Below are 12,137 nucleotides of genomic sequence, written 5' to 3'. Positions count from 1 at the left end.
GATGGAACAGCGGGGGCCGGGCTTCGTGCCCGGCCCCCGGTCTGCGCGATAAAGGGCGAACGTCCCGAAGCCTTTAAAAGCCATGGCACCCGGTGGTATATTTGCGGAACAGGGGCGATTAGCTCAGCGGGAGAGCGCTGCCTTCACACGGCAGAGGTCGCTGGTTCGAAACCAGCATCGCCCACTCGGTTCTAGTAGCACCAACGTCGCGATGATACAGAGGGCCGGGAAAACTCCCGGCTCTTCCCGCGTCGGTGGCGATGCACCGCGCTTCTACATGACGCGTTCGACGCCCGGTTTGGCGGCGTCGAGGTAGCCAAGGAACTGGTCTAGGTCGAAGTCCAGGTGCTCCAGTAGATCTACCTTGTTGACGAGCACGAGGTCCGCGGAGCGGAACGTAATGGGGTACTTGAAGGGCCTCTCTTCGCCCTCGGTGACGGAGTAGACCGTCACGCGTACGTCCTCCCCGACCTCGAACTCTGCCGGACACATCCGGTTCCCCACGTCCTCGATGATCAGGACGTCCATCTCAGAGAGCGGGAACGCGGAGATTCCCGAGCGGATCATATTCGCGCCGAGGTGGCACTCGCCGCCGAAGCCGCGTCCGTGTTCACCTGCACCAGCGGGACGTGGAAGCGCGCCCTCCACCTTCGGGACGCGTTCCAGCAGCGTGAACGGCTCGTCCAACGCCCCCTCGTAGGAGGCGAGGTCGGGGCGGAGCGCGGCCCCTCAACCTCGCCGGACCGTGTGCTAATATAGGCGCCGTATGGGCCTGTAGCTCAGCTGGGAGAGCGCTGCCTTCGCATGGCAGAGGTCACGAGTTCGAGTCTCGTCAGGTCCACTCTTGAATTGGCTGAAGGCCGCAGACCAACCGGCCTTTGATCTTCGCAGAGGAACTGTTTTTTACGACCGTGGATCGTAAGGTATCGTGCGCGGTGTATCTTCCAAGATAATCGTGGAATCGTCTTGCGTCTAAGGCTTCTTGACGTCCTCCATGTAGCGCGCGAAGGGCCCTTCGTAGTCCGGGTGCCAGCGGGAGAGGGCCGGGCGGTTCTGGATCAGGTCTTCCGCGGCCCATCTTATGCGGCGCTCGTCCATCTCGCGGCTGACGCTGTTGTCGGGGCAGAGTATGTAGAAGTCGCCCCTCGCCATGCTCTGCAGCATGAACTCGGCGACCTGATCCGGCGTCCACGCATCGTCGGGCTTCTCGGTCCTGCCGCGGGCGGTCAGCGAGGTGAAGGTGAAGCCGGGGACGAGCAGGTGCGCGCTCACCCGACACCCGTCTATCTGCCGTAGCTCGTGGGCCAGTTGCTCGGTCAGCACTTTCACCCCGGCCTTGGAGACCGAGTAGGCGGCGTTACCGGGTGGGGTGGTGATCCCCTCCTTCGACCCGACGTTGACGATGGCGCTCGGGGCGTCCTGCGGGATCATGGCCTCCGTGAAGGCCTGTACCCCGTGCACGACCCCCCAGAGGTTGACGTTCAGGATACGCTCCCACGCCTCCGGCCCGTCCCACGGCTTCATGCCGCTGCTCTCGACGCCGGCGTTGTTCACGAGCAACGCTACCTCGCCGAATGTCCCGTAGGCGACGTCCTTGAGGCGCCGCACCTCTTCCAGATCGGAGACGTCCACGACCTCCGCGCGCAAGTCTTCCGGGCTCGCGAGAAGCGGCGCGAGCGTGCTTCGGGCCTCCTGAAGCGCACCGGCGTCGGTGTCGGCCAGGCAGAGCTTCATGCCCAGGTTTGCGAGGCGCGAGGCGAGCGCGAGACCGATGCCCTTGGCACCGCCGGTTATTACGGCCGCCCGGCCTCTGAGGTCGGCGGCCGTTATAGAACTTTGTATCGCCATGCTCGTGCTCCTTTCGCGGCCTTGCAAAGACGCTATCGTACCGGAGCCCACGGGCGTACGCCTCGGCCTCCGGACGCCACGGCCGTCGCGGCGCGTGGCGAAGGGTGCGCGTGGCAGCGGCCACGAGCTAGGGTCTCAGACGAGGAGCGGCGAGCCTGCGGCGTCTCCGCAGGCTCGCCGCTCCTCGCTTGGGGGGAGTCGGCGGTCTTCTAGATGCTGTCCGCGGTCTGGTCCACGAGGGTCTGGCGCTCGGGGACGATCCAGAGCATCACCCGCTCGCTCTTTATGGCGCTCTCGTCGTACGGTTTGCCGTCGTACTTCTGCGAGAGCTCGTCGAGCTGGCTGCGAGCCTCGGGACCGGTCACGGTCTCCGTCACGCGGCCGCGGATCTCGGCGTAGCGGTAGGGGTTCTCTTCGTGCCGGATCGTCACGGTCACCCTCGGGTCGCGCTGGACGTTCTTGTACTTGGGGCGATGGGTCTCGGTGTTCACGACGAGGCGCTCGCCGTCGGAGTGGACCCAGACCGGGTGGGTCTGGAAGTGGCCGGAGGGGAAGATCGTGGTGATGTGCGCGTAATGTCTGCCCTGGGCCATCTCCACCGTGGCCGGGTGCAGCTCGGGGCCGTCCTTGCTCGTCGCCGCCATTCCTAGGTTACCTCCTGTGTTCGATCGGAAGCACGGACACGCTTTTCCGGCGACGTTTACCCGCAGATAGTCTTCCGGCAAACTCTTTCGAACACCGGGCCGTCTCCGGCGACGAGACGGAGCCCCGCCGGATCAGGCGGCTATTAGCACGAGCCGGACCGCGCACCCGACGAGGAGAACCACGCCCGCCACGCCGGGCAGCAGCCAGGCCCAGGCCGCCGAGCCGCGCCCGCGCTCCCTGACGGCCACGGCGATGCTCGTGGCGCCCACCGCGACGCACACGACCGTCGAGAACAGCAGCGCGAGGGCGATGCCGCTCACGCCGGGGGGTTGCCGGTATCCTCCGGCGCGGGGCCCACGCGGCGGCTCCTCCAGGCCTTCATCAGCTCCTCGTGCCTCTTCTCCGTCTCCCGCACCTGCCGTTGCGCCTCGCCCCAGGGGGACCTGGCAGGGCGCCACTTCGTCTTCTCGAAGCCCTGGATCAACTCCTCGACCGGGTTCTCCGGCTCCTCGTACGGTCGCTCTTCTTCTTGTCTCTCCGTCAAGATCTTCCTCCGCCGACACGATGGCTCCGGCCAAGCCCCACGCCCATCCCCAGACCGCTACCGATGCCGCCGCTCCGGCTCACAGGCCGCACGCTCCCCGCCATCGGGAGCGGCACCATCTCCACGCCGCCGCAAACCCTGCCCTTCGTCCCGCGTTCACCGCCCCGCTCGGTCACGACGCTCGCGGAGCTGTCTTCGCGGGGCCGCGTCGCCGGAGCCGCGCGGAAGCTGCGAAAGCAAGTGTATCTCAGGTGGCGAAGGTAGCCACGATCGGGAGCAAGGCCACGGGCGCGAAACCTTCGAGCGGCTTCGGGCTTCGTTACCCCTTACGCCACCAGCGCGACCAGGGCGTACGCGAAGACGCCCGTCAGCACGGTCAGGCCGAGGTTCCCGAACCTGAGGGCGACCAGCACCGTGGGCACGAGCGCCACCGCGCCGCGCGCGAGCTCCGCGCCGTAGCCCGGAGCGAAGTCGCCGGGGAGCAGGGAGGTGATCAGGAGCGCAACGACGACCGCGGGCCCGACGAGGGGGAGCAGGCCCCCGGTCGTTGCGGTCTCCTGCCCCGGCCTCTCGCGGCGCCGCAGGGCGATGAGGAGCGGCAGAAAGCGCATGAGGTAGTTGCCCGCGCCCACGACGAGGAAGAGCAGGAGGAGGAGCCCCGGGCTCACCGGCGGTCCCGTCCCCGATCCGCGAGAGCCCTCGACAACAGGAGACCGGCCGCCGGTCCGGCGACGCCGGCGGCGGGGATGCTCCAGGCCTGAAAGCCCGCCACGTGCAGGGCGGTCGCGACGGCGCCCGCGGCGAGCACCGTCGCGGCTATGGGCCTCCCCGCGCCCCTCGCCGGGGCCCTCAGCATGGGGACGAGCAGGGCGACGAAGAGCGCGGGCAGGGCGAAGGAGAGGGCGGGGGCGAGGATCGGGAGCACCTCCACGAGGGCGTCGCCCGCCGCGGCGCCGAGGAGGGAGCCGAGCGCCCAGGAGGCGTAGGCTCCGAGCTCGAGGCCGAGAAGCCAGCCGAGGCCCGCGGGTCTCTGGGGCAGGGAGGACGCGGCGACGGCGAAGACCTCGTCCGTGAGGCCGAAGGCGGCGAGGGCGGAGCGCCGGGGGGTGAGGTCGCGCAGGTAAGGGGCGAGGGAGGGACCGTAGATCACGTGCCGCAGGCCCAGCACGAGGGCGGTCGCCGCCGTGACCAGCCAGGGGACGCCGGCCGCGACGAGCCCCACGATGGCGAACTGGCTCGCGCCGGAGTAGACGACGAGGGACATCAAGAGGGCCTCCGTCGTGCCGAGCCCGGCGCCTTTCGCCGCGACCCCGAAGGCCAGCGCCGCCGGGACGTACCCGATCACCACGGGCACGGAGGCCCCGAGGCCCGCCGCGAACCCGGGAGAACCCTCCGGGCTCATGCCGTCTCTTTGATTACCGCCGCTCAACCCCCCTCCAGGACCTCGGGTACGAGGCCCAGTTCAGGTCCAGCCCCAGATCTCGCCCGCCTGAGAGCCGCTACGGCCCCGACGTCCGGCGCAGGATCGTAAGGGACGGCGGCGCGGCCCCAGCTCACGACACCGTAACGAAGAAGGCGAGCGTGGTGAGGCCACCGCCGACCAGTGTGCCGAGGAGCAGTTCCAGGGGGGTGTGGCGGGCCAGGGTCAGCCTCGCCCACGCGACCGCGGGCAGGACGAGGAAGGCAACGGCCCCCCAGGGACCGAAGATCCAGGCCAGGCAGACCCCGGCCCCGGCGACGCCGGCGGCGTGCAGCGAGATCTTGCTGAAAGGCGTGAGGAGGGCGAAGGCCGCGGTGGCGAGGGCGTAGGAGAGCAGGACGGCCCGAAGCTCCGCGGGCCCGTCGAGGAGCGCGACCAGGACCCAGGCCCCGGCGTGGAGCCCGGCGACCACGCGTAGAGGACCCGTCCTCTCGCCCTGCTCGATCCTGCCGGGGTCCGCGACCCTCCCGGAGCGGATCAGGTACAGGAGATAGAGCAGCGAGAGCCCGCTCGTGAGGAGGATGCAGAGGGCACCCCAAAGAATCCCCGCCACGCCGTCCACGGCGACGCCCACGAGCAGGAACAGGGGAACCGCGATCAGGGGCAGCCTGGTCGCGGCGGAGATGACTCGAGCTACCCGTTTGCGGTCCACGACGGGAAGATTAGTACAATTCCCCCGTGGTCCGCGTCCGGGAGATACAGGAGGCCGTCGAGGGGATAGCTCCCGCTTCCCTGGCCGAGGACTGGGACAACGTCGGGCTCCAGGTCGGACGCCCGGACGCCAGGGTCTCCCGCGTCCTCGTCGCCCTCACGCCACTGCCGGAGGTCTTCGAGGAGGCCGAGGAGACCGGCGCCGACCTCCTCCTCTTCCACCACCCGCTCGTCTTCCGGCCGCTCGAGAGCGTGGACACGGGCTCCTACCCGGGGGACCTCGTGGCCCGCGCCATCGGAGGGAACATCACGGTCCTCGCCGCGCACACGAACTACGACGCCGCACCCGGCGGGGTCTCCGTCGCGCTCGCGGAGGCTCTGGGGCTGGTCGAGCCCACGAGGGTCGTGGTCCCGAAGGGGTCGATGCGGAAGATCGTGGTCTTCGTGCCCGAGCCCGACGCCGACCGTATGGCGGACGCGCTGACGCAGGCGGGGGCGGGCAGGATCGGGGACTACACCCACTGCACCTTCCGCTCGCCGGGGACGGGGACGTTCTTCGGGGGCGAGGGGACGGACCCCTACGCGGGGGAGAAGGGCCGGCTGGAGAGGGTGCCCGAGCTCCGGCTTGAGACGGTGGTCCCGGCGCACCTCGTCCGCGGGGCGATCGCCGCGATCCGGGCCTCTCACCCCTACGAGGAGCCCGCGTTCGACGTCTACGGGGTGGACGGATACCCGGAGGGCTGCGGCTACGGGAGGGTCGGGCGTCTGCCGGAGCCCCTGTCGCCGGAGGAGTTCGCCGGGCACGTCTCGGATTCTTTAGGCTTCGGGGTCCGGCTCGTCTCGGACCCCGCGCCCGGACGGGCCGTCGAACACGTCGCGGTGCTCGGAGGCTCGGGCGGGTCGTTTATCCCGCAGGCCGCGGCCTCGGGCGCCGATGCGTACGTCACGGGGGATCTGAGCTACCACGACGCGCTGCTCGCCGAATCGCTCGGGCTCGTCGCCGTCGACGCCGGGCACGCGGCGACGGAGTTTCCCTCCCTCGCGCCGCTCGCGCGCCGGCTCGCGGAGCGGGTGGACGTCCCGGTCTCCGTCAGCCGGGTGCGTCGCTGAGGGACCTCCGGAAGGCCTCCCGGGAGAGGGCGTAGTACGTGAGGTCCTTGCCGTTGCGGAGGTCGCGCCCGTCGTGGATCATGCCGGCCTTCTCCATCACGCGCAGGGAGGCCGCGTTCTCGGTGTCCGCCCCGGCGACGATGCGGTCCAGCCCGAGGTCCTCGAAGCCGTGCCGGACCATCGCCTCCGCCACCTCCGTGGCGAGACCCTCGCCCCAGCGCGGCGTCGTTATTCCGTAGAGCAGCTCGCCGCCGCGGCCGTCCTCCCCCGAGGGCCAGAAGCCGCAGAAGCCGATCAGGGCGCCCGGGCCCTTCTCCGTCACCGCCCAGAGGCCGAAGCCGTGCTCCCCGAAGCTCTCGGCGCTGCGGACGAGCATGTTCCGGGCCTTCTCCCGCGGGATCTCCTCCCCGTCCCACAGGTACCGCCTGACGCCCGGATCAGTCCACAGGCGGTGGACGGCGTCGAGGTCCCCCGTCGCGAGCGGGCGGAGGACCAGCCGGTCGGTCTCGATCTCCGGGGACCCGCCAGGTGCTTCCGGCTCGTTCAGCGCCCGCTCCTCTCCCCCATGAACCGCTCCAGCTCGTCCACGGTCGGCAGGGAGCTCATGGCCCCGAAAGCGGTGCAGGCCAGGGCGCCCGCCGCGCAGCCCCTGAGGGCCGCCTCTCGCACCACCCCCTCTTCCCACCCCTCCCCCCGGCATCGGCCAGGCGCACGAGCGTCGCGGCGAGGAAGGCATCCCCCGCCCCCGTCGCGTCGACGGCCTCGATCGGGAAGGCGGGGACGTCCCCCTGGAAGCCGTCCGTCGCGTAGAACGCCCCGTCCGCACCCAGGCTGACGAGCACGAGGGAGGCGCCGCGCCCGAGGAGAAGCCGCGCGGCCTCCGCGGGGTCGTCGGTCTCCAGGAGCGGCCGGAGCTCTTCGTGGCCGAGCTTCACGATCCGGGATCGGTCGAGGAGCGGGTCGACGGCCTCGCGGGCCGCGGCCGTGCTCTCCCACAGGTGGTCCCGGAGGTTCACGTCGAAGGCCACGGGGACGGAGAGCTCGTTCGCGAGCTGCGCGAAGCGGTGGACCGCGCCGCGCGAGGGCTCCCTGAGGAGCGGGATGCTCCCGAAGTTCACGAACGACGCCCCCGAGACCGTCTCGCGCGCGACGTCCTCGGGGGAGAGCATCTCGTCGGCGGCCGGGCTGGATCGGTAGAAGGTGAACGCGCGGTCGCCGTCGTCGGAGATCTCCACGAAGGCTATGGAGGTCCGGGTGGGCGGCTCGCGGCGTCTCACCGCCGAGACGTCAACCCCCTCGTCCTCCAGGGCCCGCACGATAAAGTCCCGAAGAGGTCGTCCCCCACGCTCCCACGAACGCCGCCTCCGAGCCGAGCCTGGCGGCGGCCACCGCGACGTTCGCCGGCGCCCCGCCCGGCCGGGCGACGAAGGGCAGCTCGATCGGGAGGACGACTCCGCCCGATAGATGTCCGACACGACCTCGCCGAGCGCTACTATCCTGCCCAACTCTCCTCCTCGAAGACGAAGTTCACCCTACGCTAACCCGACCTCGCCGAGCGCCGCTATCGCCTCGTCCGCGTGCCCCGCCTCGCGCAGCGGCGAGACCACGTCCCGTTCGAGATCCGGGACGTAGCAGGCCACGAGGCTCGCCTCCCCGCCCCATCCGGCACCACGCGGACCTCCCGAGCGCCGCGGGCAGCACGCAAGACTCGGCTCGCCCGAGCCCCTCGGAGCCGTTCGCATACTCGAGCGTCACCGCGCCCTCCCCGACGTTCGAGAGCAGGAGGCAGCGGCGGGGTGCGAGGGCTCGGTGTACGGCTCGGCCAGGGTCCAGCGCTCGAGGGCGAAGTGCGGGCCGGCGCAGCATATGACGCGGTGGTTGGGCCCGTCCTCGACCACGAGGCCGGGGTTCGGCCGGGGGCGTAGTCCGTCTTCAGCTCGTCGAGGGCGGCGTTGATGTTCGCGTTCCAGGTCTCCTCGTCGAGGCGCTCGCCGTAGAGGTCCGTCGGGGTCACGAACTGGCCGAGGTCGCTCGTCTGCTGGATCTCCGCTATCAGGATGCCGGGGCCGAAGGAGTGGATGATGCCCCCGGGGACGTAGACCGTCTCGCCGGTCCGGACCTCGTGGCGCGGCATGACCCCGTCGAAGTCCTCGTCCTTGAAGGCCCGGAAGAGGTCTTCGCGGGAGAGACCATCCTTCACGCCCGCCAGGATCGAGGCTCCGGGCGCCGCCCACAGGACGTGCCAGGCCTCGGACTTGCCGTGCGGCTCGCCGTGCTTCTCCCTCGCGGTCTCGTCGTCGGCGTGGAGGTGGACGGGGAGCATGTGCGAGGCGTCCAGGAACTTGAGTAGGAGGGGGAAGTGCGGGCCCTGCCAGCCCTGCCCCACCATCTCGTCCGGGAACTCCTCGACGAGCTCGTGGAAGGGGCGACCGGCGTAGGGGCCGTTCGCGACCGTCTCCCGGGCCTCGCGGTAGTCGCTGACCTCCCAGGACTCGGCGACCCTGCCGTCTGGCATCCCCTCCTTGCCGAGCATCTCGGGGATCAGTCGCTCCCCGAAGTAGTAGGTGCGGACGTGGGGGGTGAGCTTTATGGGGTACGGTTCCAAGGCTGCGCTTCCTCCCTCTCGGCTGCCCCGGATGATAGCCCCGTCCGGCGCCAGCCGCGTGGGCACGGTTATACTGGCCGCCAAAGGGAGCGACGAGGACGGGGTACGTACTGTGTCGAGCGCATCTTCGGCGGGATCCGGCGGCGGCAGCAACGCGCTGGTGTACTTTTTCGGGGCCCTAGGAGGCCTGCTCTTCGGCTACGACACGGGCGTGATCTCGGGCGCCATCTTGTACATCAACGACGACCTCGGGCTCTCCGCGGCCCTGAGTGGGCTCGTGGTCTCCTCGCTGCTCATAGGGGCCGCGATCGGGCGGGCCTCGCCGGGCCGCTCTCCGACCGCCTGGGGAGACGCAACCTCATCCTGATCGCCGCGGTCACGTTCTGCATAGGGGCCATAGGGGCGGCGCTCGCGCCGAACGTGGGCGTCCTCGTCCTGTTCAGGGTCGTGCTGGGGCTCGCCGTGGGGGCGGCGGCCCTCATAGTCCCGCTCTACCTCTCCGAGGTCGCGCCGACCGAGATACGGGGCGCCGTCTCGTCCCTGAACCAGCTCATGATCACCGTGGGCATCCTGACGGCCTTTATCGTCAACGCCATCCTCGCCTCCTCTGAGGCCTGGCGCACCATGCTCGGGCTCGCCTTCGTCCCCTCGTTCGTCCTGCTCGTCGGCATGTACTTTATGCCGGAGACGCCCCGCTGGCTCGTCAGCCGAAACCGCGACGACGACGCGCGCAGGGTGCTGCTGCGTACCAGGAGCGAGGAGGACGCGGAGCGCGAGATCCGCCAGATCCGGGAGGTCGAGAGCCAGGAAGAGGGCGGGTTGAGGGAGCTCTCGGCCTCCTGGGTAAGGCCGGCCCTCATAGTGGCGATAGGCCTCGCCGTCTTCCAGCAGATTATCGGCATCAACACCATCATCTACTACGCCCCCACCACCCTTACCCAGGCCGGCTACGGCAACGCCGCCGCCATCTACGCCAACCTGGTCATCGGCGCCATCAACGTCGCGATGACGATCGTCGCGATCCGTCTCGTCGACCGGGCCGGGCGCAAGCCCCTCCTCCTGATCGGCCTCGTCGGGATGGTGGCGAGCCTCGTCGTCCTCGGCGTCTCCTCGCTGTTGCTGCCCCAGCCGTCGAGCCCGACCGACCCGGCGGCGATCATAACGCTCCTCTGCCTCGCGGGCTTCATCATCTCGTTCGCGAGCACCTGGGGACCCACGGTCTGGGTCGTGCTCCCGGAGATACTCCCGCTCAGGGTGCGGGGCGCGGCGATGGGCCTCGCGATCTTTTTGCACTGGATCGCCAACTTCATCGTCTCCCAGACGTTCCCGATCCTGCTGGAGAGCATCGGCCCGGGGCCCGTCTTCCTCGGGTACGCCGCCATCGGCGTCGCCGCCTTCTTCTTTGTCCGCTCCCTGGTGACGGAGACGAAGGGCCGGAGCCTGGAGCAGATAGAGGCAGACCTGCAGGAGAGGTCGCTGACCGCCTAGAGCGTTCCGCCCGAAGGCGCGGCCCCCGCCGCACGGTACTCGCCACCGATCCTCGGGCGCAGCAGAGACGAACATCCGAGCCTTACCGCCGGTGGCGGTTTGCGGGGGCGATCCTCCCGCAAACCGCCGCTCGCGTAGTAGTAACATCCGCGCATGGCGGCCATCCTGCGGGCGGTGCTCTCGATGTCGGCAGCGACGGTGCTCTCCAGGATCACCGGCCTCGTCCGCACCCTCGTGCAGGCGGCTACTCTAGGAACCGGCCTCGTCGCCGGCTCCTACGCCCTCTCCAACACGCTCCCGAACCAGATCTACGAGCTCTTCATGGGCGGCGTCCTCTCCTCCGTCTTCGTCCCCCTCCTCGTGGAGCGCCTCTCGCGCCACGGCGAGGAGGACGCCCGCCGCCTCACCGACGCCCTCCTCACGATCGTCGTCCCCTTCCTCGCCCTCGTCGCCGTCCTCGGCGCGGTCTTCGCGGGGCCCATCGTCGAGCTGGCGACGGACTGGAGCGGCTCGGAGAGCCTCTCTCGGGAGGAGGCGCGGGAGAAGACGGGGCTCGCCGTCCTGTTCTTCCGCCTCTTCGCGCTCCAGATCCTGCTCTACGGCCTCGGCGCGGTGGCGACCGGCGTCCTCAACGCCCACCGGCGCTTCTTCCTCCCGACCTTCGCCCCCGTCCTGAACAACCTGATCGTCATCGCCTCGTTCGCCCTCTACGCCTTCCTGGCCCCCGAGCACCCGACCGCCGCCGTCTACGCCCTCGCCCTCGGCACGACCCTCGGGGTCGCCGTCATGTCCCTCGTCCTCTTCCCGGCGGTCTACGCCCTCGGCTACCGCCCCAGGCCCCGGCTCGGACACCCGGCCCTGCGCGTAGCGGCCGGGCTCGCGGGTCCCGCGCTCGTCTTCGTCGCGGCGGCGGTCGGGGTGCAGGTCGTCGCCAACTACCTCGGCTCGCGCTACGACGGGGTCGAGGAGCTCTGGTACGCCTTCACGATCTTCTCCCTCCCCTACGGCGTCTTCGTCGTCTCCGTCGCCACCGCCCTCGCCCCCGAGCTTTCGGAGCGCTTCGCCCGCGGCGACGCCGACGGCTACCGGGACGCACTATCCTTCGGCCTGCGCGTCACGGCCTTCATCGTCGTCCCGGCCTCCGTCGGGATGGCGGCCCTCTCGGAGCCCATCGTCGGCCTCCTCCTGGAGCGCGGCAGCTTCGGCGCCCGCGACACGGAATCTGTCTCCGACCTCCTCGCCCTCTACGCCGCCGGCCTCCTCCCGTACGCCGCGTACGCCGTTCTCGTTCGGGCGTTCTACTCCCGGCAGAACACCCTCGCCCCCGCGTTCCTGAACGTGGGCCTCTTTCTGCTCTACGCGGGCCTCGCCTACGGCCTCTCCGGCGCCCTCGGCCTTCCCGGCGTGGCCCTCGCCTTCCCGCTGGCCTACGCCGCCCTCGCCCTCCTCTGCCTCCGGGCGACGCGCGGGGAGCTCGGGCGCCTCGACGGGCGGCGCCTGCTGCGCTCGCTCCTCAAGATCCTGGCCGCCGGCGCCGCGATGTACGCCGTCGCCCGCACCGGCGTCGCCCTCCTCGGCGAGGGCTCCACGAGCACGCACAGGTTGGTCGTCTTGGCGGTGGTGGGGAGCGCCTCCCTCGGCGCGTACGCCGCGACGGCGCTGGTGCTGAGGATGGAGGAGCTACGTTCCGTCGCCGGGTTGCTCGGGAGACGGCGGACGACGAAGGGGAGTTGAGGCACGGCGCGGAGAAGCGCCCGGACGAGGTT

General features: G+C 70.3%; 12 protein-coding genes, 2 tRNA genes and 2 pseudogenes. 5 read left to right on the top strand and 11 right to left on the bottom strand.

The annotated features are described in order from the left end of the window. Positions 1-112 precede the first annotated feature (112 nt). Positions 113-184 (top strand) — tRNA-Val (locus GBA65_RS05185). A gap of 89 nt (positions 185-273) precedes the next feature. On the opposite strand, the gene hypB is transcribed toward GBA65_RS05185, so the two are convergent. Then, a complete protein-coding gene (hypB, locus tag GBA65_RS05180) occupies positions 274-687 on the bottom strand; it encodes a hydrogenase nickel incorporation protein HypB (RefSeq protein WP_207956166.1) in 414 nt (137 codons plus the stop codon). A gap of 81 nt (positions 688-768) precedes the next feature. On the opposite strand from hypB, the gene GBA65_RS05175 reads away from it, so the two are divergent. Continuing rightward, positions 769-841 (top strand) — tRNA-Ala (locus GBA65_RS05175). Positions 842-972: 131 nt separating this feature from the next. Here the strand turns inward: GBA65_RS05175 and GBA65_RS05170 are convergent. The 7 genes from GBA65_RS05170 to GBA65_RS05140 form a co-directional block, all read right to left on the bottom strand. Then, complete coding sequence (locus GBA65_RS05170) at positions 973-1,848, bottom strand: SDR family NAD(P)-dependent oxidoreductase (protein ID WP_166395671.1); 876 nt, start codon at positions 1,846-1,848, stop codon at positions 973-975. Positions 1,849-2,057: 209 nt separating this feature from the next. Next, on the bottom strand, positions 2,058-2,492 hold the full coding sequence (locus GBA65_RS05165; RefSeq protein WP_166395670.1) for a PPOX class F420-dependent oxidoreductase: 435 nt from the start codon (positions 2,490-2,492) through the stop codon (positions 2,058-2,060). A gap of 132 nt (positions 2,493-2,624) precedes the next feature. Then, a complete protein-coding gene (locus tag GBA65_RS05160) occupies positions 2,625-2,813 on the bottom strand; it encodes a hypothetical protein (RefSeq protein WP_166395669.1) in 189 nt (62 codons plus the stop codon). Next, positions 2,810-3,037 carry a hypothetical protein gene (locus GBA65_RS05155; protein WP_166395668.1) on the bottom strand — a complete coding sequence of 76 codons (228 nt, stop codon included), beginning with the start codon at positions 3,035-3,037 and terminating at the stop codon, positions 2,810-2,812. Before GBA65_RS05155 ends, GBA65_RS05160 begins: the two co-directional genes overlap by 4 nt. A 326-nt stretch (positions 3,038-3,363) precedes the next feature. Beyond that, positions 3,364-3,705, bottom strand: coding sequence for an AzlD domain-containing protein (locus GBA65_RS05150; RefSeq protein ID WP_166395667.1), 342 nt, complete (start codon positions 3,703-3,705; stop codon positions 3,364-3,366). After that, on the bottom strand, positions 3,702-4,439 hold the full coding sequence (locus tag GBA65_RS05145) for an AzlC family ABC transporter permease (protein ID WP_166395666.1): 738 nt from the start codon (positions 4,437-4,439) through the stop codon (positions 3,702-3,704). Before GBA65_RS05145 ends, GBA65_RS05150 begins: the two co-directional genes overlap by 4 nt. A gap of 151 nt (positions 4,440-4,590) precedes the next feature. Beyond that, positions 4,591-5,169 carry a hypothetical protein gene (locus tag GBA65_RS05140; RefSeq protein WP_166395665.1) on the bottom strand — a complete coding sequence of 193 codons (579 nt, stop codon included), beginning with the start codon at positions 5,167-5,169 and terminating at the stop codon, positions 4,591-4,593. Positions 5,170-5,195: 26 nt separating this feature from the next. On the opposite strand from GBA65_RS05140, the gene GBA65_RS05135 reads away from it, so the two are divergent. Continuing rightward, positions 5,196-6,278 (top strand): Nif3-like dinuclear metal center hexameric protein, encoded by a 1,083-nt coding sequence (locus tag GBA65_RS05135; protein WP_166395664.1) that lies wholly within the window; start codon positions 5,196-5,198, stop codon positions 6,276-6,278. On the opposite strand, the gene GBA65_RS05130 is transcribed toward GBA65_RS05135, so the two are convergent. The 3 genes and pseudogenes from GBA65_RS05130 to GBA65_RS05115 form a co-directional block, all read right to left on the bottom strand. Then, positions 6,259-6,978: a GNAT family N-acetyltransferase gene (locus tag GBA65_RS05130; protein ID WP_228281689.1), complete on the bottom strand. Its 720-nt coding sequence runs from the start codon at positions 6,976-6,978 to the stop codon at positions 6,259-6,261. The genes GBA65_RS05135 and GBA65_RS05130 overlap by 20 nt on opposite strands. After that, positions 6,881-7,667 (bottom strand): annotated as a pseudogene (locus GBA65_RS05125) (carbohydrate kinase family protein). Before GBA65_RS05125 ends, GBA65_RS05130 begins: the two are co-directional and overlap by 98 nt. Before the next feature lie 172 nt (positions 7,668-7,839). After that, entirely contained in the window at positions 7,840-8,883 is a 1,044-nt protein-coding gene (locus GBA65_RS05115; protein ID WP_207956165.1) for a class I mannose-6-phosphate isomerase, read from the bottom strand. Positions 8,884-8,995: 112 nt separating this feature from the next. Here GBA65_RS05115 and GBA65_RS05110 point away from each other — a divergent pair. Next, positions 8,996-10,371 (top strand): annotated as a pseudogene (locus tag GBA65_RS05110) (sugar porter family MFS transporter). Positions 10,372-10,524: 153 nt separating this feature from the next. Further along, positions 10,525-12,105 (top strand): murein biosynthesis integral membrane protein MurJ, encoded by a 1,581-nt coding sequence (murJ, locus tag GBA65_RS05105; RefSeq protein ID WP_166395660.1) that lies wholly within the window; start codon positions 10,525-10,527, stop codon positions 12,103-12,105. Positions 12,106-12,137: the final 32 nt, after the last annotated feature.

The organism is Rubrobacter marinus, from assembly GCF_011492965.1.
In the GTDB taxonomy this organism is placed as follows: domain Bacteria; phylum Actinomycetota; class Rubrobacteria; order Rubrobacterales; family Rubrobacteraceae; genus Rubrobacter_F; species Rubrobacter_F marinus.
The sequence above is the reverse complement of the archived record's forward strand: the minus strand, read 5'-3'. Positions and strand labels throughout refer to the sequence as shown.